The sequence below is a fragment of the Streptomyces luomodiensis genome (assembly GCF_031679605.1).
Taxonomy (GTDB): domain Bacteria; phylum Actinomycetota; class Actinomycetes; order Streptomycetales; family Streptomycetaceae; genus Streptomyces; species Streptomyces luomodiensis.
Genome location: NZ_CP117522.1, coordinates 423,509 through 447,354, shown reverse-complemented (window position 1 = coordinate 447,354; position 23,846 = coordinate 423,509). Strand labels below are relative to the sequence as shown.

General features: G+C 71.8%; 18 protein-coding genes. 15 read left to right on the top strand and 3 right to left on the bottom strand.

The window, feature by feature from the left end; translation table 11 throughout:
• Positions 1–10: 10 nt before the first annotated feature.
• The 4 genes from PS467_RS01915 (at position 11) to PS467_RS01900 (ending at position 4,953) form a co-directional block, all read left to right on the top strand.
• Positions 11–1,048, top strand: a complete 1,038-nt coding sequence (locus PS467_RS01915; protein ID WP_311033657.1) for an aldo/keto reductase — start codon at positions 11–13, stop codon at positions 1,046–1,048.
• Positions 1,049–1,207: 159 nt separating this feature from the next.
• Positions 1,208–2,620 (top strand): NtaA/DmoA family FMN-dependent monooxygenase, encoded by a 1,413-nt coding sequence (locus PS467_RS01910; RefSeq protein ID WP_311033656.1) that lies wholly within the window; start codon positions 1,208–1,210, stop codon positions 2,618–2,620.
• Positions 2,621–2,795: 175 nt separating this feature from the next.
• Entirely contained in the window at positions 2,796–4,082 is a 1,287-nt protein-coding gene (locus PS467_RS01905; protein WP_311033655.1) for a cytochrome P450, read from the top strand.
• 70 nt (positions 4,083–4,152) lie between these two features.
• The gene (locus PS467_RS01900; RefSeq protein ID WP_311033654.1) at positions 4,153–4,953 is read left to right on the top strand and encodes a GNAT family N-acetyltransferase; all 801 of its coding nucleotides are present in this window, start codon (positions 4,153–4,155) and stop codon (positions 4,951–4,953) included.
• 64 nt (positions 4,954–5,017) lie between these two features.
• Here the strand turns inward: PS467_RS01900 and PS467_RS01895 are convergent, their stop codons facing one another.
• Positions 5,018–6,193: a MalY/PatB family protein gene (locus tag PS467_RS01895; RefSeq protein ID WP_311033653.1), complete on the bottom strand. Its 1,176-nt coding sequence runs from the start codon at positions 6,191–6,193 to the stop codon at positions 5,018–5,020.
• Positions 6,194–6,488: 295 nt separating this feature from the next.
• Here PS467_RS01895 and PS467_RS01890 point away from each other — a divergent pair, with 295 nt between their 5' ends.
• From PS467_RS01890 to PS467_RS01860, 7 genes are all read left to right on the top strand, one after another.
• Complete coding sequence (locus PS467_RS01890; protein WP_311033652.1) at positions 6,489–7,130, top strand: HAD family acid phosphatase; 642 nt, start codon at positions 6,489–6,491, stop codon at positions 7,128–7,130.
• Positions 7,131–7,688: 558 nt separating this feature from the next.
• Positions 7,689–8,423 carry a TrmB family transcriptional regulator sugar-binding domain-containing protein gene (locus PS467_RS01885; RefSeq protein ID WP_311033651.1) on the top strand — a complete coding sequence of 245 codons (735 nt, stop codon included), beginning with the start codon at positions 7,689–7,691 and terminating at the stop codon, positions 8,421–8,423.
• Between the two features lie 181 nt (positions 8,424–8,604).
• Positions 8,605–9,546 (top strand): ATP-binding cassette domain-containing protein, encoded by a 942-nt coding sequence (locus tag PS467_RS01880; RefSeq protein WP_311039740.1) that lies wholly within the window; start codon positions 8,605–8,607, stop codon positions 9,544–9,546.
• 50 nt (positions 9,547–9,596) lie between these two features.
• Positions 9,597–10,670, top strand: coding sequence for a pyridoxal-phosphate dependent enzyme (locus PS467_RS01875; protein ID WP_311033650.1), 1,074 nt, complete (start codon positions 9,597–9,599; stop codon positions 10,668–10,670).
• Positions 10,667–12,151 (top strand): argininosuccinate lyase, encoded by a 1,485-nt coding sequence (gene argH / locus PS467_RS01870; protein WP_311033649.1) that lies wholly within the window; start codon positions 10,667–10,669, stop codon positions 12,149–12,151. Before PS467_RS01875 ends, argH begins: the two co-directional genes overlap by 4 nt.
• Positions 12,148–13,419, top strand: coding sequence for an ATP-grasp domain-containing protein (locus PS467_RS01865; RefSeq protein WP_311033648.1), 1,272 nt, complete (start codon positions 12,148–12,150; stop codon positions 13,417–13,419). Before argH ends, PS467_RS01865 begins: the two co-directional genes overlap by 4 nt.
• The gene (locus tag PS467_RS01860; protein WP_311033647.1) at positions 13,416–16,688 is read left to right on the top strand and encodes a non-ribosomal peptide synthetase family protein; all 3,273 of its coding nucleotides are present in this window, start codon (positions 13,416–13,418) and stop codon (positions 16,686–16,688) included. The genes PS467_RS01865 and PS467_RS01860 overlap by 4 nt, the downstream gene beginning before the upstream one ends.
• Before the next feature lie 87 nt (positions 16,689–16,775).
• Here the strand turns inward: PS467_RS01860 and PS467_RS01855 are convergent, their stop codons facing one another.
• Positions 16,776–17,720 (bottom strand): TauD/TfdA family dioxygenase, encoded by a 945-nt coding sequence (locus PS467_RS01855; protein WP_311033646.1) that lies wholly within the window; start codon positions 17,718–17,720, stop codon positions 16,776–16,778.
• Positions 17,721–17,777: 57 nt separating this feature from the next.
• Entirely contained in the window at positions 17,778–18,608 is an 831-nt protein-coding gene (locus PS467_RS01850) for an ABC transporter permease (RefSeq protein ID WP_311033645.1), read from the bottom strand.
• 412 nt (positions 18,609–19,020) lie between these two features.
• Here PS467_RS01850 and PS467_RS01845 point away from each other — a divergent pair, with 412 nt between their 5' ends.
• The 4 genes from PS467_RS01845 to PS467_RS01830 are packed head-to-tail and all read left to right on the top strand — an operon-like array spanning position 19,021 to position 23,816.
• Entirely contained in the window at positions 19,021–20,796 is a 1,776-nt protein-coding gene (locus PS467_RS01845; RefSeq protein WP_311033644.1) for a fatty acyl-AMP ligase, read from the top strand.
• A complete protein-coding gene (locus PS467_RS01840) occupies positions 20,793–22,565 on the top strand; it encodes an acyl-CoA dehydrogenase family protein (RefSeq protein WP_311033643.1) in 1,773 nt (590 codons plus the stop codon). The genes PS467_RS01845 and PS467_RS01840 overlap by 4 nt, the downstream gene beginning before the upstream one ends.
• Complete coding sequence (locus PS467_RS01835) at positions 22,562–23,500, top strand: hypothetical protein (RefSeq protein WP_311033642.1); 939 nt, start codon at positions 22,562–22,564, stop codon at positions 23,498–23,500. The genes PS467_RS01840 and PS467_RS01835 overlap by 4 nt, the downstream gene beginning before the upstream one ends.
• 43 nt (positions 23,501–23,543) lie before the next feature.
• Positions 23,544–23,816: an acyl carrier protein gene (locus PS467_RS01830; protein WP_311033641.1), complete on the top strand. Its 273-nt coding sequence runs from the start codon at positions 23,544–23,546 to the stop codon at positions 23,814–23,816.
• Positions 23,817–23,846: the final 30 nt, after the last annotated feature.

Below are 23,846 nucleotides of genomic sequence, written 5' to 3'. Positions count from 1 at the left end.
CGTTCGCGAAATGCCGGCCTTCAACCCCTTCGAGACCCCCTACCACGCGGCGGACGATCGCTACACCAAGCAGGAGTACCGCCGTACCGGGCACTCGGGCCTGGACCTGCCCGCTTTCTCTTTCGGCCTCTGGCAGAAGTTCGGGACCGATCACCCCTACGCGACCCAGCGCGAGATCGTGCTGCACGCCTTCGACCTCGGGATCACCCACTTCGACAACGCCAATCGCTACGGCCCGCCGCACCGCTCCGCCGAGAAGTTCTTCGGCACGGTGCTGCGGAAGGACCTCGCGCCCCACCGGGATGAGCTGATCCTGTCGACCAAGGCCGGCAACCCGATCGGCCCGAGCCCCTACCACAAGGGGGGCTCGCGCAAGTCGCTGCTGACCTCGCTCGACCACAGCCTGCGTGACCTCGGCACCGACTACGTCGACATCTTCTACAGCCACAGCCCCGACCTCACCACCCCGCTGGAGGAGACGGTCGGCGCGCTGGTCACCGCGGTCCGGTCCGGGAAGGCGCTGTACGCCGCAATCTCCAACTACACCCCGGAGCGCGCCCATGAAGCGGCCGAGCTGCTCCGCCGAGCAGGGGTACCGCTGCTGGTCCACCAGCCCAGGTACTCGATCTTCGATCGCCGCCCGGAGACCAACGGACTTCTCAAGCTCGCCGCGGAAGACGGCTTCGGCCTCGTCGTCTACAGCCCGCTCGCCCAGGGACTGCTGACCAACAAGTACCTCGACGGCACGATCCCGCCGGACGCCCGAGCCCAGAACAGCGCCTTCCTGTCGGCCGACGACATCGACGACACCTACCGCGAACGAGCGACCGCGCTCAATGAGATCGCCCGGCAGCGCGGACAGTCGCTGGCGCAGCTCGCACTGCAATGGGTGCTGCGGCAGCCGCAGGTGACCAGCGCGCTCATCGGCGCGAGTTCGACCTGGCAGCTGGACCACAACACCCAAGCGCTGGACTTCCCGCCGCTGACCGATGAGGAACTCGCACTCATCGACCAGCACGGCGTCCACGGGACCGGCCTCCGTGTCTGAGCGAACCGGGGCGGTCGGAGCCGGGGTGGCGGACGGCCGCCCCTTCCGGCTCGCCTTCCTGCCGGTGGCTCGGGCCGGCCGGGGCGAGCGCCGAATCCTTCAGAAGCCGTGAGCCACCGTGTCCCAACCGCCGATCCCCCGGAGGGGAGCACCACTGCCGTGACCGGCTTTCACCTCAACCTCTCGCTACTGACTCCCTGGCACTTCCGGCAGGCCTGGCGACTGCCGCACGTCGATCCGCTCGCCCACTTGGACATCGGCCACTTCAGGCGACTCGCGCAAGCCGCCGAGGACGCCAAGATCGACGCTGTCTTCCTCGGAGACGGCCCCGCTCTGGGAGCCGGTATCGAGCACGCACCGGACACCGGACTCGACCCGCTGATCCTGCTCGCCCACCTGTCCGGGAGCACGGAGCACCGCGGATTCGTCATCACCAGCTCGACGGCGTACAACTCGCCCTACAACCTGGCACGCCGCTTCAACGCACTGGACCATGTGAGCAAGGGACGCGCCGCGGTCAACATCGTGACCACCGGAACCCCCGCCGCCGCGGCGAACTTCGGTCTGGACGACCACCCGGACAAACCGACGCGATACCGCCGGGCCCATGAGTTCCTCGACGTGGTCACCCGGTTGTGGGACGCCTGGGAGCCGGGGGCGGTCGTCGCCGACAGGACGAGCGGCACATACGCCGACCCGAAGCGGATCCGAACCATCGACCACCACGGCGAGTTCTTCTCGGTGCGCGGACCGTTGCCCGTACCCGCCGGGCCCCAGGGCCGACCCGTGATCGTCCAGGCCGGAGGGTCGGAAGGCGGACTGAGACTCGCCGGTGACTTCGCCGATGTCGTCTTCACCGTGGCGCAGACCCAGCCGAAGGCGGTGGCCTTCCGCGACGACATCCGCCGGCGCGCCACGGCGGCCGGGCGTCACCCGGACGACGTCAAGGTCTCACTCGGTGTGGTCGTCCTCGTGTCCGAGACCGAGGAAGAGGCCCGGCGACGGGAGCGGGAGCTGTACGAAACGCTCCCCCTGGAGAAACTCGTCGCGGCCGTCGTCACCAGTCTCGGCCTGCCCGCGGGCCGGTTCGGCCCCGACGACGTCATCACCACCGATGCCCTACCGGAGGCTCCCGCGGAGGGGGCGTTCTCCGCCGGCTTCAACGCGTCGACGCGCGCCCTGATCGCCGAGCGGCCCCGGACACCGCGGGAACTCGTCCACCGCTCAGCCGGCGGTGCGGGCCATCGGCTCCTGGTCGGCTCCGCCACACAGGTCGCCGACGACCTCGAGAGCTGGTTCCGCGGGGGCACGGCCGACGGCTTCACCATCATGCCGGCCGACACCGCGGTCGACTTCGAGAACTTCACCCGCTTGGTGGTCCCGATTCTGCAGGCACGCGGGCTCTTCCAGACGGAGTACACCGCCGCCACCCTCCGCGAACGGCTCCGGCTCCCACAGCCGCGGCACCCGCGCGCCGCCGCACGCCGGGACCACCGTGCCCATCGGCTCACCGAAGTGGCGACGCCCGCGACGCCGAGTTCCCCGAGCGGCCGTACGCGGAAGGAGGCGTAGCGCGGGTCGGCGGCCCGAACCGCGGCCGGATCACGGCCTTGTGGACGGTGCCGGGAGCCGGTGCTGACCCATGCGGTGCCACCGGCCGCCGACTGCGCTTATATTGAGCCACCCAGTCGGATGATCGAATGCCGGCACTGGCCGCCGTCTCCTGTGCATGCCGAGGACCTGAACGATGACCCAGCCCGAGCCGCTTCCCCTCCTGAGCCTCCCGGACAGCCATGTGGACGCCGTGGAGCTCGGCGGCCCGCGATTCCAGACCGAACCCGCCCAGGTCTACCAGGAGCTACGGCAGCGACACGGGTCGGTGGCCCCCGTGCTGCTCCACGGCGGTGTGCCGGCGTGGCTGGTGCTCGGCTATCGCGAGCTGCTCCAGGTGACCGGAGACGCCGCGCTGTTCAGCCGCGATTCCTCGCTGTGGAGCCTGTGGAGCCATATCCCCGAGGACTGGCCGCTGCGGCCCCTGATCGGCGAGAAGCAGGAATCCATCCTCTTCACCGTCGGTGAGGTCCACCGCAAGCGTGCCGACGCCGTCAACGAAGCGCTGTTCGGCATCGATCCCTTCGCCCTGCACGACCGGTCCGAGCGCGTCGCCGACGCGCTGATCGACGGCTTCTGCGAGCGGGGCTCCGGCGATCTGATCGCCGAGTACGCCAGGCTTCTTCCGGCGCTGGTCCTCGCGTACTTCTTCGGCTTCTCCGACCGCGAGGCCCAGGAGGTCACGCACGTCATCAACGACATGATGGACGGGGGCGAGACCGCCGTTCGGTCCCAGGCGGCGTTCTACACCGCCTGCCGGGAACTGGTGGCGGCCAAGCGGGAACACCCCGGAGTGGACGCCACCTCCCGGCTCATCGCCTGTTCCCCGACGGGTTCCGAGGAGGAGATCGTCCAGGACCTCATGGTGATGTTCTCGGCGGGCCACCAGCCGACGGCCGAGTGGATCGGCAACACGCTCCGGCTGATGCTCACCGATGAGCGGTTCGCCCTGTTGCTCTCCGGCGGCCGCCACAGCGTCGGATGGGCGATGAACGAGGCGCTGTGGGAGGACACCCCGTCCCAGAACATCGCGGGCCGCTGGCCCACCCATGACACGGTCCTCGGCGGGCAGCAGGTCCGCGCCGGCGATCTGCTCGTCCTCAGCTTCGCCGCCGCCCACACCGACCCCCAGATACGCCCCGACCCGGCCGCCTCCACCCAGGGGAACAACGCCTTCCTCTCCTTCGGCCACGGTGTGCACGGCTGCCCCATGACCGGCCGCGAGAGCGCCGAGACCATCGCGAGGGCCGGTGTCGAGGCCCTCCTGGACCGGCTCCCCGACGTCGACCTCGCCGTGCCCGAGCAGGACCTCGTCTGGCGGCCCTCACCCTGGATGCGGGGGCTGACCGCCTTGCCGGTCGAGTTCACCCCCGCTCCCAAAACGCCCGATGAGGACGGCTCGTGGTACTCGGCGGACGCCTGACCGTACGGCCGCCCCAAGCGGGATACTGCGTGAGCACGGGGTGGGTTCCTCAACGAGCTGTGGGGTGACGATGACCGATCTCGCGGAGTCCGTCGAGTCGATGGAGCAACTCGCCGTGGTCTGGCGTGCCATGGTGCTCGACCGCGATCCAGGTGCGGATGTGCGTGACCTTCCGGGTATCGCCGTCCGCTGGGCCGACTGCCGGTTCGCTTTCTGGAACTGCGTCACCTTGACCGATGTGGGCGCGGACGCGGAGCTCCTCGGGCAGCGTCTGGGCCGGGCAGCGGACATCATGCGCTCGAAGAAGCACCCGGGCTTTCTGTGGCTCTTCGAAGACCTTCTCGACGACGAGGCTCGCTCCACCTTGCGGACCGCGGCCGAGCGGGCGGGCCTTCAGCACGCCTTCTCCGGTACGGGCATGGCCGGTGACGTGCTCCCGGTCCCCGAACCGGTCCACCCCGATCTGAGGTTCGTGCGCGTGAGAACCGACGAGCAGGTGCGCGCCTACGCCGACCTCAACTCGCGTGGCTACGGGTTCCCCTTGGCGGAGGGCCGCGACGGACTCGTCGGATCCACACTCTGGAAGAACGAGGTGTACGCCTGCCTCGGCATGCGGGGCGACACTCCGGTGGCGTGCGCCGCCACCGTCGAAGCAGAGGGCCGCCTCTTCGTCCTGCTGGTCGCCACGGACCCACAGTGGCAGCGCAGGGGCTACGGTGAGGCGGTCACGCGCAAGGCACTGTACGAGGGCTTCCGGGCCACCGGACTGACCCGCGCCACCTTGCACGCGACCGCCGCCGGGGCCCCCGTGTACCCGCGCATCGGCTTCAGGCCGAACTCACCGATCCACTTCTACGGCCTGCGAGGCTGATCCTCGGCGAGGACCGAGCCTCGGTGCGGCACGTTGTGCCGGGCCCAGGCGGTGCGGTAGCGGGTCAGGCGCGCGGCAGGCCCGCCACCGCCTTGGTGATGCGTGTGGCGGCCTCTTCGAGGACGTCCGGCTGGGTGGCGAAGTTGAGCCGGACGAAGCCGGTGCCGGCCTGCCCGTGATCGGGTCCGGCGGTGGTGGCCACGCCGCCGTGTTCGAGCAGCCGGACCGACGGGTCGGGCAGCCCCAGTCCCCGCAGGTCGAGCCAGGCGAGGTAGGTTGCCTCGGGCGGGGTGTAGACATCCGGGAGCCCGGCATCGGCGAGGAGCCGTCCCAGCAGCGCACGGTTGGCCGCGAGGTAGCCCACCGCCTGGTCGAGCCAGGGCTTCCCGTGCTGGAAAGCGGCCGCGGAGGCGACCATCCCGAGGGGGCTGATACCCCCGGTCGCCGCCGCCGGAAGGGCCGCCCACAGCGCTTGGTCGGCCGCGTTGGGGAGGGCGATGAACCCGCAGCGCAAACCGGGGATGTTCCACGCCTTGGTGGCGCTGAACAGGGTCACGGCGTGCTCGCGGGCCTCGTCGCCGACCGACGCGTAGGGGGTGAAGTCCTCCTGGTAGCGCAGCGGCGCGTGGATCTCGTCGCTGATCACCCGGGCGCCGTGGCGGGTGACGAGGCCCGCGAGCTGCCGTAGCTCCTCCGGACGGTAGATCCGGCCCACGGGATTGGCCGGGTGGCAGAGCAGGACGCTCCCGGCACCCGCCGCGAGGGCGGCGTCGATCCGGTCGTAGTCGAGCCGGTAGCCGTCCTCGGCGCGGACCAGGGGCGCTTGGACGGCCTCGCGGCCGGCGAGCTCGATCGCGCCGAAGAAGCTGCGGTACGTCGGTGTCGGTACGACCACCGCGGAGCCGGGCCGGGTGAACAGGCGCACGGCGTTGGTGATGCCGCTCATCAGCTCGGGCAGCAGGTGGACCGCGGCGGGTTCGGTGGCCAGCCCGTGGTGCTCGGTCAACCACCGCGCGGCGATCTCGGGCAGGGGGGACCGCGCGCGGGGGACGGGGTACCCGAAGGACTGCCGCTCGACCGCCTCCTTCAGGACGGCCATGATGGGGTCCGCGATCGGCAGGTCCATCTCGGCGACGGTCAGGTCGAGTACGTCATCGCCGTACACCGACCAGCGTTTCGTTCGCCGTGCGCGGGATCTGGTTACGTCCCAGTCGAACTTGGCTGCGTGTGCGTGCGTCATTCCTGGTGCTCCTTACAGCACTTCGTGCTGCTGCGAAGGGGGGTGGCCCGGACTCGAACCGACGACACCGCGAACCGACGGCGCCGCGGTTGTCTTCCGCCGTCCGGTGGCAAGTACTGGCCACGATATCGGCCGGACTGGCAAGAAGCGCGGGGTTGCGCTCGCGGTGCCCGCGTGCAGTCCGGGTGGCTCGCTCCGGTTGCGGCCACGGACTCGCAAAACCGCCGGTAGCGGCCTTAGCTTCGAGCCGAATCGTGACCACCGGTCACGTCCTGACGGAATGGAGGAACCAACCATGAGCGTGGCGTTACGCAAGGCGCGCGTGGGGATCGTCGTCGCCACGGCGGCCCTTCTGGGGCTGGCGGGGACGGTCGACGCGCAGGCCCTTGACGGGGACCGGGCGCGCGCCTCGTCCGCTGTCACGGTGCCCAGCGCCGCTGCCGCCGTCGACTACGAGACGTGGAAGGCCGATGTCACCAAGGTGATCGACGGGGAGGCCCGGCCCTACCTCGAACAGCGCATCCAGAACGGCGGTGGCCAGAAGCAGGCGATCGTCCTCGACATCGACAACACCTCGCTGGAGACCTACTTCCAGCTCTTCCCGCCGACCCCCGCCGTCCAGCCGGTCCTGGACCTCGCGAAGTACGCCAACGAGCACGGCGTGGGCGTCTTCTTCATCACCGCGCGCCCGGATGTCCTCGATGACGTGACCCGGGGCAACCTCAAGTACGTCGACTACCCCATCACCGGTCTGTACCAGCGGCCGCTGGGTGACATCTTCGGTGACGCCGCCGAGTTCAAGACGGCGAAGCGGGCGGAGATCGAGTCCCTCGGCTACACCATCATCGCCAACATAGGGAATAATACGAGCGATCTTGTGGGCGGACACGCCGAACGGACGTTCAAACTGCCTGACTACGACGGCCAGTTGTCCTGAGTCGGAATAATGGGTTCCGGCGACTCTTCGCGAGGAGTCGCCGGAACCCGCCGGCCGGGCGCCGTATCCCCCTGAGTCCCTGGTGCGGTGGCAGGTGGTGCGGGTTCCCGCATGGTCCGGATGCGTGAATCCACATTGCGGCAATGAGGTTTCCCCCATTGTCTTTAGGGGATCGACCATTTCGCGAGTGTGCGGCGGGTGGGTATAGTCCAACGCCATGGATGGTCAAGGTCGTATCGTTTCCGCTTAGCCCGTGCGGTGGGCATGGAGAGCATGACCCGCGTATCGACCACGGGGGCAGCGGTCGATAGTGCGCTCTCCATTCTCTCCGGGCTGCCTTGACCTCCGTGGCGTATGCGTGAGTCGCGACCCTCGCTTTTTGGTGGGTATGTCCGATTAGGGTGTCAGTGCCATGCTCTTTCAGGGGGAGCTGTGCCAAATTCTTGCAATGACGCGTTCATCATCGCCGGCAGTTTTGCCGGGCAGGACCCCGAACCAGACCCCGATATCACGCCGTTAAGACCGGGCGGCAGGTTCTCCAGCGGAGAGATAGAACGCATGCTGCTGGAGGCGGGCAGGCTGGTCAAGACGGCTGTCGACCGCCATCGCCACGAAGAACGGCTCCTCACCTCGATGGAGCCGGAGGAGGGCGTGGACGCCGCCGAGCAAGTCGTCGAGTCGGCCGAGCGGACCCTCGATGTCGTGCTCACCGGTGGCAGTGATCAGGGGACCGCCCGGCTGGTCGCGCTGCTGGGCAGGGCCGTGGCCCGGGGGGTGGACGTCCGGCTGCTGGGGCGGGTGGGGCTGGTGGAGGAGCGCTATCTGCTGAAGGCCCTGGACAAGTACGCGTCCGGAGTCGACGTCCGGCTCGTCGAAGCGCCGCTGCACGACATGGTGCTGGCCGACGGTTCGGTGAGCGTGGTGTGGTCCGGCTCCGGTAAGCGTTCGCGCGAAGCGGTGGTGGTGCGGGCGCCGGCCGTGCTGCGCAACCTGCGCACCCTGTTCATGGTCTCCTGGGGCGGCAGTGCGGCGCTCGCGGACCACCGCCGCCTCAGCAGCCGGACCCGCAGTGCCATGGCCCGGCGGATACTCCAGGCCCTCAGTTCGGGACGCACGGACGAAGCCGCCGCGCGGGAAATCGGTATGTCGGTTCGCACGTACCGGAGAAATGTGGCCGAGATTACTCGTGAACTCGGCGCAAATTCGCGATTTCAAGCGGGCGCCCGAGCGGTGGAGCTCGGTCTGCTGTTCTATGCGGAGCTGACCGACGAGGGGGACCAGCGGCCCGCGTAATCATTCGTTCGCGGTAACAAGCTGTCAGGCCGAGTTGCTTCCCTCACCTGCCCCCGTGGCGCCTGGCAACTTGTTGTAGGGCACCTTGCCGAGGCAGAGCCGCGAATGTAGGAATTTCCCAGTCTCTCACGGCATTGCCCGGTCCGCTCCCTGCGAGGAATGACGTCTGGTGAACAGCGTGATGATCGAAGTGATGGAATTAGGCCGGTCCTTTGGCAGCACGCGGGCTCTGGACGGTGTCAGTTTCCGGATCGGGGAAGGTGAGGTGCTGTGTCTGCTGGGCCACAACGGAGCGGGCAAGAGCACGCTGGTGAGCATCCTCGCCACCGCGCTGCCGCCCAGCCGGGGCACCGCGCGGGTGGCGGGGTACGACGTGGTGCGCGAGGCCCGTGAGGTACGTCGGCGCATCGGCCTGACGGGGCAGTACGCCGCGGTGGACGAAACCCTCTCCGGCCGCGACAACCTCATCCTGGTGGCCCGGCTGCTCGGCGCGAGGCGTACCGAGGCCAGGGCGAGGGCGCAGGAGCTGCTGGAAGTCTTCGCCCTGACCGGCGCGGCCGACCGGGCGGCCGCGACGTACTCGGGAGGCATGCGCCGCCGCCTCGACCTGGCCAGCAGCTTCGTCGGCCGCCCCCAGGTGCTGTTCCTCGACGAGCCCACCACCGGGCTCGACCCGATCAGCCGCAGCGGGCTGTGGGACTCGGTCCGGTCGGCGGTGGCCGGCGGCACCACCGTCCTGCTGACCACTCAGTACCTCGAAGAGGCCGAACAGCTCGCGGACCGCGTGATCGTGCTGGGCCGCGGCAAGACCATCGCCGACGGCTCGGTGGCACAGCTCAAGGAACAGCTCGGCGTCAGCTCGGTCCGCGCCACCCTCGCCACACCGACGGCCGTACCGGCCGCACTGGCCGCGCTGCGCGCGGCGGGCCTGGAGCCGCAGCCCGGCGAGCCCGCGGGCACGGTCCGGGTCCCGGTCCGGGAGTCCGCCGCCCTCGCCGCCGTCGTACGGGCCCTGGACGAGGGGGGAGTGGCGATCACCGGGATCTCGCTGTCCGAGCCGACCCTCGACGACGTCTACGTGGCCCTTGCCGAGGGACTCCCCGACCTGCCGGTCCTCTCCTGAAGCCCCGTCCCCGGCCCCTTAGCCCCGCCTCCGGATCCAGAGGAGTCTCCATGACGCTGTCCACCCTGACGTACCGCTCCATCACCGAGGCGCAGATGCTGCCACGCCTCATCCGGCTCGGCCCGAATCTGTACGGCGCGGTCTTCACCCTGATGAAACTGGTGCCCGCCCAGTACATCCTGCGTCGCGCGCTGCAGCGCGGCGAGCTGACCGACGACACCGTGATCGTCGAAACCACCTCGGGCACCTTCGGGCTCGCCCTCGCCATGCAGGCGGCGCTGATGGAGCGCGACCTGATCCTGGTGAGCGACCCCGCGATCGACGCCAACCTCCACCGCAGACTGACCGATCTCGGCGCGCGGGTGGAGATGTGCCTGGAGCCCGCGCCGGTCGGCGGATACCAGGGAGCCCGGCTGGTCAGGCTCGCGGAGATCCGCGCCTCGCTGCCGTCCACCTTCTGCCCCGAGCAGTACAACAACCCCGACAACGCCCGCTCCTACCACGTGGTGGCCGAACAGCTGCTGCGCACCTTCGGCACCGTCGACTGCCTGGTCGGCACCGTCGGCACCGCGGGATCGATGTGCGGCACCGCGGGTGGCCTGCGCGAACACAGCCCGCACACCCAGGTCATCGGCGTCGACAGCCACCGCAGCGTGTTGTTCGGCCAGCCCGACGGGCCCCGCTCGCTGCGCGGTCTGGGCAACAGCCTGTGGCCCGCCAACCTCGACCACACCCTCTTCGACGAGATCCACTGGTGTTCCGCGGCCGAGGCCTACGCCCAGACCCGGGCCCTGCACGCCGAATCCGCCCTCTTCCAGGGCCCCACCAGCGGTGCCGCCCACCTGGTCGCCCAGTGGTGGGCGGACCGGAACCCGGACGGACTGTGCGTGGTGATGCTGCCCGACGAGGGATACCGCTACCAGGCCACCGTCTACGACGACGCGTGGCTCGCCGAGAACGGCTTCCTGCTCGCCGAACGTCCCACCGAGCCGGTGACCGTCTCCTCCCCGGCGGAGGCCGGCGACACCTGGACCCGGCTGGCCTGGGGCCGCCGCTCCTACGAGGAGGTCCCCGGCGTGGTGCCCAGGGTGACCCACCCCCTCGCCGAGCGGGCCATGTCGTGACCTCCACCGGACGGCTCACCCGCACCCTCGGCCCGCGCACCCGCCGTGTCGTCTACGGCGAACCGAGCCCCCAGTCCCTCCGCGAGGAACTGGAGCCCATCAGCACCATCGACCTGGCACACGTGGTCATGCTCACCGAATGCGGGCTGCTGCCCGCCGACACGGCCACCGTGCTCCTGGAACGCATCACCCGACTGCGGGCGGAGCGCTTCCGCGCACTGGACGGGCTGCCCGCCCCGCGCGGCCTGTACCTGATGTACGAGGGCCACCTGGTGGCCGAACTCGGCGCGGACGTGGGCGGCAAACTGCACACCGGACGCTCCCGCAACGACATCAAGGCGACCGTCACCGCGATGCGACTGCGCGCCGAACTGACCGACCTCCTCGGCGAGGTGCTCCGGCTCCAGGCGGTCCTGCTCTCCCGGGCCCGCGCCCACCGCGCCGTGGTGATGCCCGTCTACACCCACTTCCAGCCCGCCATGCCGGTCAGCTACGGCTACTACCTGGCCGGCATCGCCACCGCGCTCGACCGCGACATCACCGCCCTGCGCCAGACGCTGGACGAACTGGACCGGTGCCCGCTGGGCGCCGGGGCGGTGTCCGGCACGGACCTGCCCATCGAACCCGCGCGCACCGCCTCCCTGTTGGGGTTCTCCGGTCCGCCGCTGCACGCCACCGACGCGGTGGCCGCACGGGACACGCTGCTGCGCGCCCTCGCCGCGGCCGCCTCAGCCGGGGTGACGCTCAGCCGGCTCGCCACCGACCTCCAGCTGTGGAGCACCCAGGAGTTCGGGCTCGTGGAGTTCCCGGAACGGCTGGTCGGCGGCAGCTCCGCGATGCCCCAGAAGCGCAACGCGTTCCTGCTGGAACACGTCAAGGCCAAGGCGGGCGCCGCCATCGGCGCCTGGACCGCCTCCGCCTCCGCCATGAAGTCGGCGCCGTTCACCAACTCCATCGAGGTCGGCACCGAGGCCGTGGCCCCGGCCTGGCCCGCGCTGGCCGCCGTACGGGACTCCGTCCTCCTCGCCCAGGTGCTCGTCAGCGGCGCCCGGCCGGCCGCGGAGCGGATGGCGCGGCGCGCACGGGAGAGCTTCGTGACCGCCACCGTGATCGCCAACCGGCTGGTCGCCCAAGGGGTTCCGTTCCGCACCGCGCACCACATCGTGGGCGCCGCCGTGCGGGAGGCGATCGAGAGCGGGGCCACCGAACTCACCAAAATCGCCCTGCCGGACGGGGCCCCCGCCGGGGTGGTCACCGAACTGCCCTCCCTGGGCGAGGTCGTCGACGCCCACGACCGCGGCGGCGGCCCCGGTGAGTGCGACGCCACCGTGCGCCTGCTGCGGGAGCGGCTCTCCGCCCACGGACGGCGGCTCGCCGAGCACCGGGGCCGGACGCGGGACGCGGCGCGGACACTGGGCGCGGCGGTCGACGCCCTCCTGCCGGGCCGGGGACCCGCGGACGGAAGGGAAGGACAAACGTGAACGGGAACGAGACCGCGACCGGGCGGTGGCTCGCGTTCGTGGAGAGCAACACCACCGGTACGGGGCGGGAGTTCTGCGTGGCGGCGCGGGCCCGGGGCCTGCGGCCGGTGCTGCTGACCCGGGACCCGGGCCGCTATGTGTACGTCGAGCGGGACGGCATCGACACCAGGGTGCTCGACACCGGTGACACGGCCGCCGTGGTGGAGTGCTGCGCAGAGCTCACCCAGGACGGCGGGCTCGCCGGAGTCGCCTCCAGCTCCGAGTACTTCGTGTCCACCGCCGCCCGCGCCGCCGCCAAGCTCGGCCTCCCCGCGGCGGACGGGGACGCCATCGCCCGGTGCCGGGACAAGGCGGCGCAGGTCCTCGCGCTCGCGGCGGCCGGCGTTCCGGTGCCCGCCTCGCAGGCCGTCACCGAGGTGGCCGACGCGGTGCGCGCCGCCGACCGGATCGGCCACCCGGTCGTGCTCAAACCGGTCCTCGGTTCGGGCTCGGTGGGTGTCCGGCTGTGCCGGACCCCGGCGGAGACCCGGTCGTGGGCGGGCGAACTGCTGGGCAGGGCCACCGACGAACGCGGCAACCCGGTGCCGGCCCGGATCCTCGTCCAGTCGGCCGTCGAGGGGCCGGAGTTCTCGGTCGAGACCTTCGACGACGCCGTCGTCACCGTCGTCGCCAAACGGATCGGCCCCCGGCCGTTCTTCGTGGAGACCGGGCACCAGGTGCCCGCACCCGTGCCCGGGACGACCGCCGCCGCCCTCGGCGACACCGCCCTGCGGGCGCTCGCCGCGCTGGGCCTCGGCTGGGGATCCGCCCACACCGAACTGCGGATGTCCCCGGACGGCCCCGTCGTCATCGAGGTCAACCCGCGGCTGGCGGGCGGCATGATCCCCGTCGCGGTACGGGCCGCGCTCGGCATCGACCTGATCGACGCCGTGATCGCCCGTGCGGCGGGCCAGAGCCGGACGCCCGCGGTGGCGGGCCGGGGCCACGCCGCGGTCCGCTTCCTGCACAACGAGCGCGAGGGGCGGGTCACGGCCGTCGAGGGCGTCGAGGCCGCACAGGCGGCGCCCGGTGTCGTGGCCGTCGCGGTCGGCACCGCCCCCGGGCGGACGGTCCGCGTGACGCACTCCTTCCAGGACCGCCTGGGATGCGTGGTCGCCACCGGGGCGGACGGGGAGCAGGCCGGAGCACGCGCGGCGGCCGCCGCACGGCTGATCAGGATCGAGCTGGAGAAGCCGGCGAAGCCGGAGGAAGGAGTCGCGGGCCGATGAGCGACGACCCGAAGACCCTGGCGTTCACCCGGGTCCCCCGGTGGACCCCACCGTCCCAGGCGGAGACGGGCACCGCGGTGCACGGCGTACGGCTGGACGCGGAGCTCGCGGACGCGTTGGCAGTTACGGCCACACGACTGAACACCACCCTGCCCGCCCTGCTGCTCGCCGGCCACGCCCGGGTCCTGGCGACCGTCGCCGCCGAGCGCAGTCTGCTCATCGGCTGTGTGCCCCAGGACGGGCCGGGCCCCGCGGGACCGCTCAGCCTGTCCGTCACCGACTCCACCTGGGCGGAGCTGGCGGCGCACGCGGCGAAGGCCCTGGAGGAGGTGCGCCCCGCCGAGGGCATCCGGCCCGAGGCCGTACTGGACCTGTCCGGGCTGGCCGGGGACGAGCCCACCCCGGCCCCGGGCCACGACCCGTCCGCCGCCCCGGACGACGGCGCCGTGCTGCGCGTGGCCTGGACGCGCGACGCACAGGGCCTGGCGCTGCGGGTGCTGCACGACCGCGCGGCGGTCGACGGCACCTACGCGCGCCGCCTCGCCGGGTACCACCTCGCCGCGCTGCGGCTGCTGGTGGCCGATCCGCACGGGAGCCACGAGCGGAAGAGCCTGCTGTCGCCCGAGGAGACCGAGAAACAGCTGCACGGGCTCGCGGGGCCGCGCGTCGAACTGCCCGAGGCCACCTTCGTGGACCTGTTCCAGCAGCGGGCGCGCGACTGCCCCGACGCCATCGCGGTCGAGCACGGTTCCGTCCGGTGGACGTACCGGGAGCTGGAGCACCGCGCCAACCGGATCGCGCACACGCTGTTGACGGCCGGGGTGGCACGCGAGGACGTGGTCGCCGTCGTGATGGACCGCTCCCCGGACTGGATCGCGGCCGCCCTCGGCGTCTTCCTGGCGGGCGGCGTCTACCTGCCCGTCCGGCCGGACTTCCCGGTCGAGCGCGTGGTCACCCAGCTGGAGCGCAGCGCCTGCGCCGTCGCGCTGACCGAGCCGGGCAGCGAGAAGCTGGTGCGCGCGGCCTCCGCCCGGCTGGCCGCCCCGCTCACCACGCTGTCCGTGCGGCGGATCCAGTCGCGGGGCGGCCTGACGGAGCCGCCCGGTGTGCCGGTGACGCCCGGACAGGCGGCCTACATCTACTTCACCTCGGGCTCCACCGGAAGCCCCAAGGGAGCCCTGTGCGAGCACGCCGGCTTCCTCAACCACCTGTACGCGAAGATCGAGGACACCGGGATGACGGCCGGTGCCGGGGACGTCGTCGCCCAGATCGCCTCGCAGTGCTTCGACATCTCCCTGTGGCAGTTCGCCGCGCCGCTGCTGCTCGGCGGCACCGTACGCATCGTGGACACCGCCACCCAGCTCGACGTCGGCGCCTTCGTGGAGGAGATCGTCCAGGGCCGGGTGACCGTGCTGCAGATCGTCCCGTCGTATCTGGAGGTGCTGCTCACCCATCTGGAACAGCACCCCCGCCCGCTCGACGCCCTGCGCTCGGTGTCGGTGACGGGCGAGGCGCTCGGCTACGAGTCGGTGCAGCGCTGGTTCGCCGCCTACCCGGACATCCAGCTGGTCAACGCCTACGGTGCCACCGAGACGTCCGACGACCCGATGCACGAGGTGCTGCGCGGTGTGCCCGAACGCGACTTCGTGACCGTCGGCCGCGCACTGCGCAACGTCCACACCTATGTGCTCGACGAGAACCTCGCGCTGGCGCCGCTGGGCACGCCCGGCGAGATCGCGTTCGCCGGGGTGTGCGTGGGCCGCGGCTACATCAACGACGAGGAGCGCACCAGGGAGGCGTTCGTACCGGACCCGTTCCGGCCCGGCAACCGGATGTACCGGACCGGCGATTTCGGCCGCTGGCTGCCCGAGGACCGCCTGGAGTTCCTGGGCCGCCGCGACGCACAGGTCAAGATCCGTGGCTTCCGCATCGAGATCGGCGAGATCGAGAACAGGCTGCTGTCGATGCCCGGTGTCCGCGAGGCGGCGGTGGTGACCGAGGGCGACGTCGGCGAGGAGCGCGTCCTGGTCGCCTTCTTCAGCGGCGCCGACGAGGTGTCCGCGGAGGGCGTCCGCGCGTTCCTCGCCACCGTCGTGCCCGACTACATGGTGCCCACCCACATCCACCGGGTGGACCGGCTGCCGCTCACCGAGAACGGGAAGGTCGACAAGAAGGCGCTGGCCCGGCCGGCCGGTGAGGGGGCCGGACGCGCCGGCCACGTCCCCCCGAGCACCCCTGCCGAACAGCGGCTGGCCGCGCTGTGGGCCGACGTCCTCGGCATACCGCCGGAGCGCATCGGCCGGGCCGACGACTTCTTCGAACTCGGCGGCACCTCGCTGGCCGCGGTCCGGCTCCTGGTTCGGCTGGACCGGGCGCTGTCGTTGAAGGACCTGGCCGCCAACCCGGTGCTCGCCGACTGCGCCGCGGCGCTCGAACCCCGTGGCCGCGGCGCCTTCGCGCGCCCGGTGCACACCCGTCTGCTGCAACCGCTGTCCTCCGTGCCGGACCCGCACCACACCCTGGTCTGCTTCCCCTTCGCGGGCGGCAACGCCCTCAACTTCCGGCCCCTGGCCGCGGAGCTCCAGCGGGACGGCGTCGCGGTCCTCGGGGTGGAGCCGCCCGGCCACGACTTCGCGGGCGACGGCGAGCCGATGCAGGATGTGCCCACCCTCGCCCGGTGGGTACGGGATGAGATCACCGCGCAGGTCAGCACGCCCGTGACGATCTGGGGGCACTCCACGGGCGCGGCCGCCGCGCTGGAGACGGCGCGGCTGCTGGCGGAGGCGGACCGCCCCGTCGAGCGCTTCTTCATCGGCGCGCTGCTACTGGGGGACGCCGGAACGCTGGCCGCCGAAATGGCCCAGGCGGCCACGGCGGACACGCAGGGCCTGCTGACCCGGCTGCGGGCCGGTGAGGTCTACGCGGAGCTGGACGAGCTGGGGCCGGAGCGCGCCGAGGTGGTGGCCCGCGCCTACCAGCACGACGTACTGACCGCGGGCAGCCATCTGCGCGCGGTGCGCGAGGACCCGGACGGCTACCGCCTCGACGCCCCGGTGGAGGTGGTCGTCGCACGGGACGACGCCGCCACGGCGGCCTTCGCCGAGGGACACGGCGGCTGGAAGGCCGTCTCCGACCGGATCACCCTCCACCAACTCGACGGCGGCGGCCACTACTTCGTCCGCGCCCGGCCGGCGGAGACCGCCGCGCTGGTACGGCGCGCCTGCGCCGCACCGCCGGAGCCGGGGGACCGGCCCGGACTGGCGAGCTGACGTCAACGAGGGGGTGTCCCCAGGGCAAGCCTTGGGGACACCCCCTCGTCCGTGGCCGTCGAAACCGGGACCGGGACCGGCCCCGGGCTAGGCGCGGAACGGTTCGCCGAGGCCGACGATGATCTCCCGGGCGCCCCGGTAGGGTTCGCGGCTGTGCGCCATGCGGATGTTGTCGACGACCATCACATCGCCCCGCTGCCAGGGTTCGCGCACCGTGTGCTGCGCGTAGACGTCGTTGATGAGGTCGACGGTGGCGCGGTCCAGGGGCGAGCCGTCGCCGTAGAAGGTGTTGAACGGCAGCCCGTCGGGGCCGAACTCCGAGGTGAGGAACTCGCGCACCTCGGGCGCCATCGTCCACTCGTTCAGGAAGGCGATCTGGTTGAACCAGGACCGCTCGCCCGACTCGGGGTCGGTGCGGACGGCCGGGCGGGTCTGCCGGGTGCGCAGGCCGCCGTCCGCGTCCCAGCGCACCTCGATGCCCTGGGCGGCGCAGTAACGCTCCACCTCGGCGGGGTCCTTGGCGCCGAAGGCGTCCTCCCACCCGAGCCCGACGAACGGGTTGTAGTGGCGGGTCAGCAGCCAGCCGTGGCGTTCGAAGCGCTCGACCAGCCCGGTGGGCAGATCGCGCAGTACGGCACGGGCGTCGGCGACGGCCGTCACCCCGCCGGCCGACGGCGGGGTGACGCAGGCGAAGACCATCAGCCGGGGTGCCTCGGCCGCGTAGCTGAGCTCATGATGCATGCACATGGGCTGGTCGGCCGGCCAGTGCGAGGACGAGTACAGTCCCGGTCCGTACGTGTCGCGGGGAGCGAACCCCTCGCGCTCGGCCATGCCGTCGCCGATGATCCGGCGGACCACCGAGACGGCGTGACCGGCATCGTCCAGGTGCAGCCCGCGGACCATCACGGCACCGTGCCGGGCGACCAGCGCCCGTATCTCCGCGCGGTGTTCGGTGACCCAGGTCGTGGCGTCGGTGCCGGGCTCCGGGGCGGCGTCCAGCAGCCGCAGGGAATCCGGTCGTGGCTCGGGCATGAGGGCTCTCCGTTTCATCTGGGGGGACAGGAAGGGGGAGCGGTAAGGGGTCGCCGGTCAGACCAGGGGCCGCCGGAACCCCCATACCGCCGCGCTCGATCCGGCCAGCGCGACCAGGGCACTCGCGGCCAGGGAGGACCACACCTGGGCACCCAGGGGCTGGTCGAGGCAGAGCGCACGCGAGGCGTCCATCGCGTACGACAGCGGATTGCAGGTCGCCAGCACCTGTAGCCAGCCCGGCATGCGGTCCACGGGGACGAACGCGCTGGAGGCGAACATCAGCGGGAACGTCACCAGATACGCGGTGGACTGCATCGCCTCCGCGCTGCGCAGCCAGGCCGCGAGCGCCAGGAAGATCCAGGTCAGCGCCCACACCACCACACAGGTCAGCAGCAGCGCGGCGATCAGCCCCAGCGCGCCGCCCGCCGGGTCGGCGCCCATGAACACCACGGCCACCACGACCAGGATCGCCAGCTGGGCGGTGGACCGCAGCAGATCGGCGAAGCTGCGGGCGAACAGCAGCAGTGAGGCGTTGATGGGCAGGGTGCGCAGCCGCGCCACCGCGCCGTTGTCCATGTCCCGGACCAGGCCGATGCCCGAGGCGATCGCCGGTCCGATGCCCGTGGTCACCAGCAGCGCGGGCAGCAGGTAGTCCAGGTAGGAGACGCCGTCGGGCAGATGTCCGAGGTCGACGATGCTGCCGAAGACCTGGCTGAGCAGGAGCAGCATGAAAACCGGCTGCAACATGGCGAGCACCAGCGTCCGGCGGTGTGCGAGATGGGCCTTGACCGACCGCTGGGTGAGGATCAGCAGCTGCGTTCCGGGGCCGCTGCCGTGCCATGCGGGAGCGGCGGCGCCGGCCTTTGGCAGCGAGGTGGCAAGGGTCATTGATGTCCTCCGGGAGTCGTGCGCCCGCGTGCGCGCGGAATGGCGCGCCCAATTCCTGGAGCAGTCATCGAAAAAGGCAGGATGAAATGATCCGCCGCCATGACCGGCTGCGCGATGACTGGGCGTCGGGGGGATGTGCTGGAAAGCTGCGTCGTCCATACGATCGCGTTCCGACTCTATCGCGCGGAAATGGTCCCGACGGGGCAATTCCTGGCCAGTACTGGCCTGCTCGCCCAGGAATCTCCCTGCTGTATGGGTGTTTTGGTGCTTTTGTCCCGAGGGGGTGAGGTACACGGTGCCACTTGTTGTCAGCGTCCTTCCCCTTGTCCCGAAGCCCTCGGTAGAAATGCACGGCAGTGCCGGTAAGGCGCACGGATATTCAGTTCGCGGACACGAAGGGCAGGCCTCGGATATGGCGGGAATCATCACCGCCCCCAGCGTTGGCGCAGTGCTCCGGGAGCATGCGGAAAAGCGCCCGGAAAAGACGGCGGCCGTATTCGTGACGGACCCGTTGCGCGAGGACGGAGCGCGCCGGCTCAGCTACGCGGAACTCGACGCGCAGGCCCGGAGCGTCGCCGCACGGCTCCGCGCCCATGTCCCCCCGGGCGGCCGCGTCCTCCTGCTCCACCCCGCCGGGCTCGCCTTCCTCACCGCCTTCGTCGGCTGCCTGTACGCCGGCGCCGTCGCGGTCCCCTCCTCCCTGCCCGGCCGGTACCGGCACGAGCGGTACCGGGTCAAGCGCATCGCGGACGACGCGGGCGCCACGGCGATCCTCACCGACACCGCCACCCGCCCCGACATCGAGGCGTGGACCGCCGAGGAGGGACTCGGCACCATCCCCCTGCTGGTCACCGACGACGACACCGGGCCCGGCCCCCGGCAGTGGACCATGCCGCCCGCCGGCCACGACACCCTGGCCGTGCTCCAGTACACCTCCGGCTCCACGGGCGACCCCAAGGGCGTCATGATCAGCCACGGCAATGTGCTGCACAACAGCGCCAACCTCGCCGCCGCCCTCGACCTGCACGACACCACCACCATCGGCGGATGGATCCCGCACTTCCACGACATGGGGCTGATGGGCTCGATCCTCCCGCCGCTGCTGCTCGGCTCGACGACCGTCCTGATGAGTCCCAGCACCTTCCTCAAACGCCCCCACCTGTGGCTGCACATGATCGACCGCTTCGGCATCGAGGCCTCCGCGGCGCCGGACTTCGCGTACGACCTGTGCAGCCGCCGGGTCACCGAAGCACACAGCGAGGGCCTCGACCTGTCCCGCTGGCGGCACGCGCTGGACGGCTCCGAACCCGTACGCGCCGCCGTGCTCGAACGGTTCCAGCGGCGCTTCGCCCGCCACGGCCTGCGCCCCGACGCCCTGACCCCCTGCTACGGCATGGCCGAGGCGACCCTCTTCATCTCCGGGGCCGTCGGAACCCCGCCCCGGATCCGGCACGTCGCCGCCGGCCTCCTGGAACGCCACGAGTTCCGGCCCGCGGCCCCCGACGAGCCCGTCCGCGCCGTCGTCGGCTGCGGCCCGCCGCTCGGCGCCGAGGTACGCATCGTCGAACCGGACACCCGGCGCGTCCTGCCCGAAGGGGCCGTCGGCGAGATCTGGATACGGGGCGAGATCGTCGGCCGGGGCTACTGGAACCGCGAGGCCACCAACGAGGCCGAGTTCCGCGCCACCACCGTCGACGGTGACACCGGCTATCTGCGCACCGGCGACCTCGGCGTCCTCCACGAGGGCGAACTGCACATCACCGGCCGCATCAAGGACGTCCTCATCCTGCGTGGCCGCAACCTCTACCCCCAGGACATCGAGCACGAACTGCGCACCCAGTGGCCCGAGCTGGGCAACCTCGTCGGCGCCTGCTTCGCCGTACCGGGCGAGGGCCCACAGGGCGACGACGTGCTCGTGGTCACCCAGGAGGTGCGCGGTATCAAGGAAGAGGAGCGGCTGCGCGAACTCGCCGCCGAGATGCGGCTCACCGTCGCCCGGGAATTCGGCGCCCCCGTCGGCGCCGTCCTGCTGCTGCGCCCCGGCGGGGTGCGCCGCACCACCAGCGGCAAGATCCAGCGGTCGGCGATGCGCGACCTGTTCCGCACCGGCGCGCTGCGGCCCACGTACGCCGCCTACGAGGAGAGCCTGCTCCGCCCCTTACCCGAGGCCCGGGAGGCTTCCGTATGACCACCGCCTCCCGCGCCACACCCACCCACGGCACGGAGGCCGTCGAGCGGCTCACCCGGCTGCTGGACGAGCTCACCGGACCCGGACTGCCCTTCTCGCCCGAGGCGCTCGCCGCGCTCGACCGGACGCAGGACTTCCCCGCCGCGGCGTGCCAGGCCCTCGACACGTTCGGACTGCGCCGCCGCTACGTGCCGGCCGAACACGGCGGCACACTCGACGACTTCGGCACCGTCATGCGGCTGCTGCGGACGGTGTCCCGGACCGACCTCACCGTGGCCGTCTCGCACGGCAAGACCTACCTGGGGGCCGTCGCCACCTGGATCGCGGGGGAACCGGAGGCCGCCCGGCGGCTGGGGCGGCGGATATCCGACGGGGCGTCGGTCTCCTGCGCCCTGACCGAACGCCACCACGGCAGCGACCTGCTGGCCGGCGAGGTGGTCGCCACTCCCGCCCCCGGCGGCGGCTGGCTGCTCTCCGGCGAGAAGTGGCTGATCAACCTCGCCACCCGCGCCGACCTGGTCACCGTCCTCGCCCGCACCGACGACAACGGCGGACCGCGCGGCTTCAGCCTCTTCCTCGTCGACAAGGCCCGCCTCGCCCCCGAGCACTTCAGCCACCTGCCCAAGGTGCCCACCTACGGCATCCGGGGCGCGGACATCAGCGGCATCGCGTTCCACGACGCACCGCTGCCCGAGGACGCACTCATCGGGCGGCCCGGCGAGGGCATCGAGATCATCGTGAAGGCGCTGCACCTGACCCGTACCGGCTGCGCCGCGATGTCCCTGGGCGCGGGAGACCACGCGCTCGCCCTGGCCGCCACGTTCCTGGCCGGGGCGTTCCTGGCCGGGGCCGACGGCGGACGGCTCGCGCCCGGCCCGCACCTGCGGCGGGAGCTGGGCGAGGCCGCCGCGGGACTGCTGCTCGCCGACGCGACCGGCCTGGTGGCGGCGCGCTCCCTGCACGCGCTCACCGGCGAGATGAGCGTCGTCTCCGCCGTCGCGAAGGCCTATGTGCCCGCCGAGGTCGACGACCTCATCGCGCGCCTGCTGCACCTCCTCGGCCCCTACGGACTGCTCGACCCCGACGACCCGCACCGCGGCCTCGCCAAGGTGGAACGCGACCACCGCATCATCGGCATCTTCGACGGCAGCAGCCTGGTCAACCGCAACGCGCTGATCGAACAGTTCCCCCGCATCGCCCGTGGCTACGCCAAGGGCCGGTGGGACGCCGACGGCCTCGCCGAGGCCACCAGCCCGCACGTCCCCCTGCGCCCGTTCCGGCCCCGCGCGCTCGGCCTGGTCTCCAGCGGCGGCTGCTCCGTCGTCGCCGGCCTGCCCGCGGCGGTCGCCGAGCTGCGCGACCTGGCCGGTCGCGGCCACGCCTCCGCGCCGCTCACGACCCTGGCGGGGCGCCTGTTCGACGCGGCCGACCGGCTGCACGAGGACATGGCGGCCATCCGGTTCTCACCCCGCGCCGTACCCGTCCGGGCCTTCGAGCTCGCCGAGCGGTTCGAGCTGTGCTTCGCGGCGGCCTCGGCGCTCCAGTTGTGGCTGCGCGCCGCCACCCGCGCCGAACACCCCCGCTCCGAAACCTGGCTACTGGGGTGTCTCGTCAAGGCCCTCACCGACCTCCGCGAGCCCGTCGACGACGCCGACCGCGCCGTCCTCGACGACCTCGCCGACGAGGTTCTCGCCCACCCGTCCGCCCCCTTCCCGTCGATCCACGACCGCCTGGAGCCCACCGGCTCCCCCGAGGGGACCGCCCAGTGAACACCACCTCCGGCCCCGTCGCCCTCGCCGCCACCCTCGAGGAACGCCTCGGCGACCCCTACGACCCCGCGAACCCGTACGGCTTCCGGGCGATCCTCGCCGCACGGGAGGCCCGGCAGCCGCTCGACGACACGCCCTTTGACGCTTTTGACGCCATCGACGCCATCGACGTCATCGGCGCCGCGGACGGCGACGACGATCCCGAAGCGCTGCTGCACGCCCTGCGCGCCGGATACCGCAGATCGCCCGCGCTCACCCGGACCGGCCACACGGCCCGGTGGGGGAGCGGCGCCATGACGGCCGGGGCGGCGGTCGGCACCCTCGACTCCGGTCTGCGCATGACACTGCGCCACCTGCGGACCCGGCGCCTGTACGGCGCGGCGGCCGTCGACATCCCCCAGCTGCGCGCCGTGCTCGCGGGGGCCTACGCCGACCTGCTGCTGTGCGACGCGCTGACCACCCTCGCGGCCCGGGGCACCGACGTCCTGCCCACGCGGCCGGGCGCCCACGCCGAGCTGGTCCGGGCCCTCGTACCACGCGTCCTCCAGGGCGCGATGGACCGCCTCTCGATCGCCATGGGCTCGCGCTTCTACATCACGGAAGGAGAACACGCCGCCTTCCCCCTGCTGCTGAACGAGATGCAGGCATCCCTCTTCACGGCCGCCGGCCGACCGGCCCGGCCGGCGGCGCCCGCCGACACCGCCCCGCTCACCGGCATCACCGTCACCGACCTCGTCACCGCACCGGCCATCACCGCCCTGTACGACCCCGAACTGCTCGCCGCGGCGCCCGGCGGCACCCTCACCACACGAGCGCGACGGACACCGCAGCCGACGGGCCCCGCCCAGGAGCGGCTGTACGCGGAACTCAACCGCCGGTACGACACCGGCCGCTCGTTCGACCTGGCCGAACGCTCCCTGCCCGACCGTCCCTAGCCCCCAGCCGCACTCCGACCGTCGCCACCTTGAGGAGACACCCATGACCGACCCCGGCGCCGCGCAGCATACCGTCGACAGCCTGCGGACATGGCTGATCAACTGCGTCGCCTCCCACCTGGGGCGGCCCGCCGACGCCATCGACCCCGGCGCACGGCTTTCCGACTACGGACTCGACTCGCTGTACGTGCTGTCCGTCGCCGGAGAGCTCGAGGACCACCTCGACATCTCCCTCGACCCGACGCTCCTGTGGGACAACCCGACCATCGACGCACTCAGCGAGGCCCTCGTCAAGGAACTGGCCCAGTACGCCTGACGGGCACGTCCACCGCATCCGCCACCGCCT

What these genes read in the sequence shown, in the direction of transcription:
- PS467_RS01875 (WP_311033650.1), top strand. Translation starts at nt 9,597, where the DNA reads ATGACGCTGTCCACCCTGACGTACCGCTCCATCACCGAGGCGCAGATG.
- PS467_RS01890 (WP_311033652.1), top strand. Translation starts at nt 6,489, where the DNA reads ATGAGCGTGGCGTTACGCAAGGCGCGCGTGGGGATCGTCGTCGCCACG.
- PS467_RS01905 (WP_311033655.1), top strand. Translation starts at nt 2,796, where the DNA reads ATGACCCAGCCCGAGCCGCTTCCCCTCCTGAGCCTCCCGGACAGCCAT.
- PS467_RS01880 (WP_311039740.1), top strand. Translation starts at nt 8,605, where the DNA reads ATGATCGAAGTGATGGAATTAGGCCGGTCCTTTGGCAGCACGCGGGCT.
- PS467_RS01915 (WP_311033657.1), top strand. Translation starts at nt 11, where the DNA reads ATGCCGGCCTTCAACCCCTTCGAGACCCCCTACCACGCGGCGGACGAT.
- PS467_RS01840 (WP_311033643.1), top strand. Translation starts at nt 20,793, where the DNA reads ATGACCACCGCCTCCCGCGCCACACCCACCCACGGCACGGAGGCCGTC.
- PS467_RS01885 (WP_311033651.1), top strand. Translation starts at nt 7,689, where the DNA reads ATGCTGCTGGAGGCGGGCAGGCTGGTCAAGACGGCTGTCGACCGCCAT.
- PS467_RS01845 (WP_311033644.1), top strand. Translation starts at nt 19,021, where the DNA reads ATGGCGGGAATCATCACCGCCCCCAGCGTTGGCGCAGTGCTCCGGGAG.
- PS467_RS01850 (WP_311033645.1), bottom strand. Translation starts at nt 18,608, where the DNA reads ATGACCCTTGCCACCTCGCTGCCAAAGGCCGGCGCCGCCGCTCCCGCA.
- PS467_RS01895 (WP_311033653.1), bottom strand. Translation starts at nt 6,193, where the DNA reads ATGACGCACGCACACGCAGCCAAGTTCGACTGGGACGTAACCAGATCC.
- PS467_RS01830 (WP_311033641.1), top strand. Translation starts at nt 23,544, where the DNA reads ATGACCGACCCCGGCGCCGCGCAGCATACCGTCGACAGCCTGCGGACA.
- PS467_RS01860 (WP_311033647.1), top strand. Translation starts at nt 13,416, where the DNA reads ATGAGCGACGACCCGAAGACCCTGGCGTTCACCCGGGTCCCCCGGTGG.
- PS467_RS01855 (WP_311033646.1), bottom strand. Translation starts at nt 17,720, where the DNA reads ATGCCCGAGCCACGACCGGATTCCCTGCGGCTGCTGGACGCCGCCCCG.
- PS467_RS01900 (WP_311033654.1), top strand. Translation starts at nt 4,153, where the DNA reads ATGACCGATCTCGCGGAGTCCGTCGAGTCGATGGAGCAACTCGCCGTG.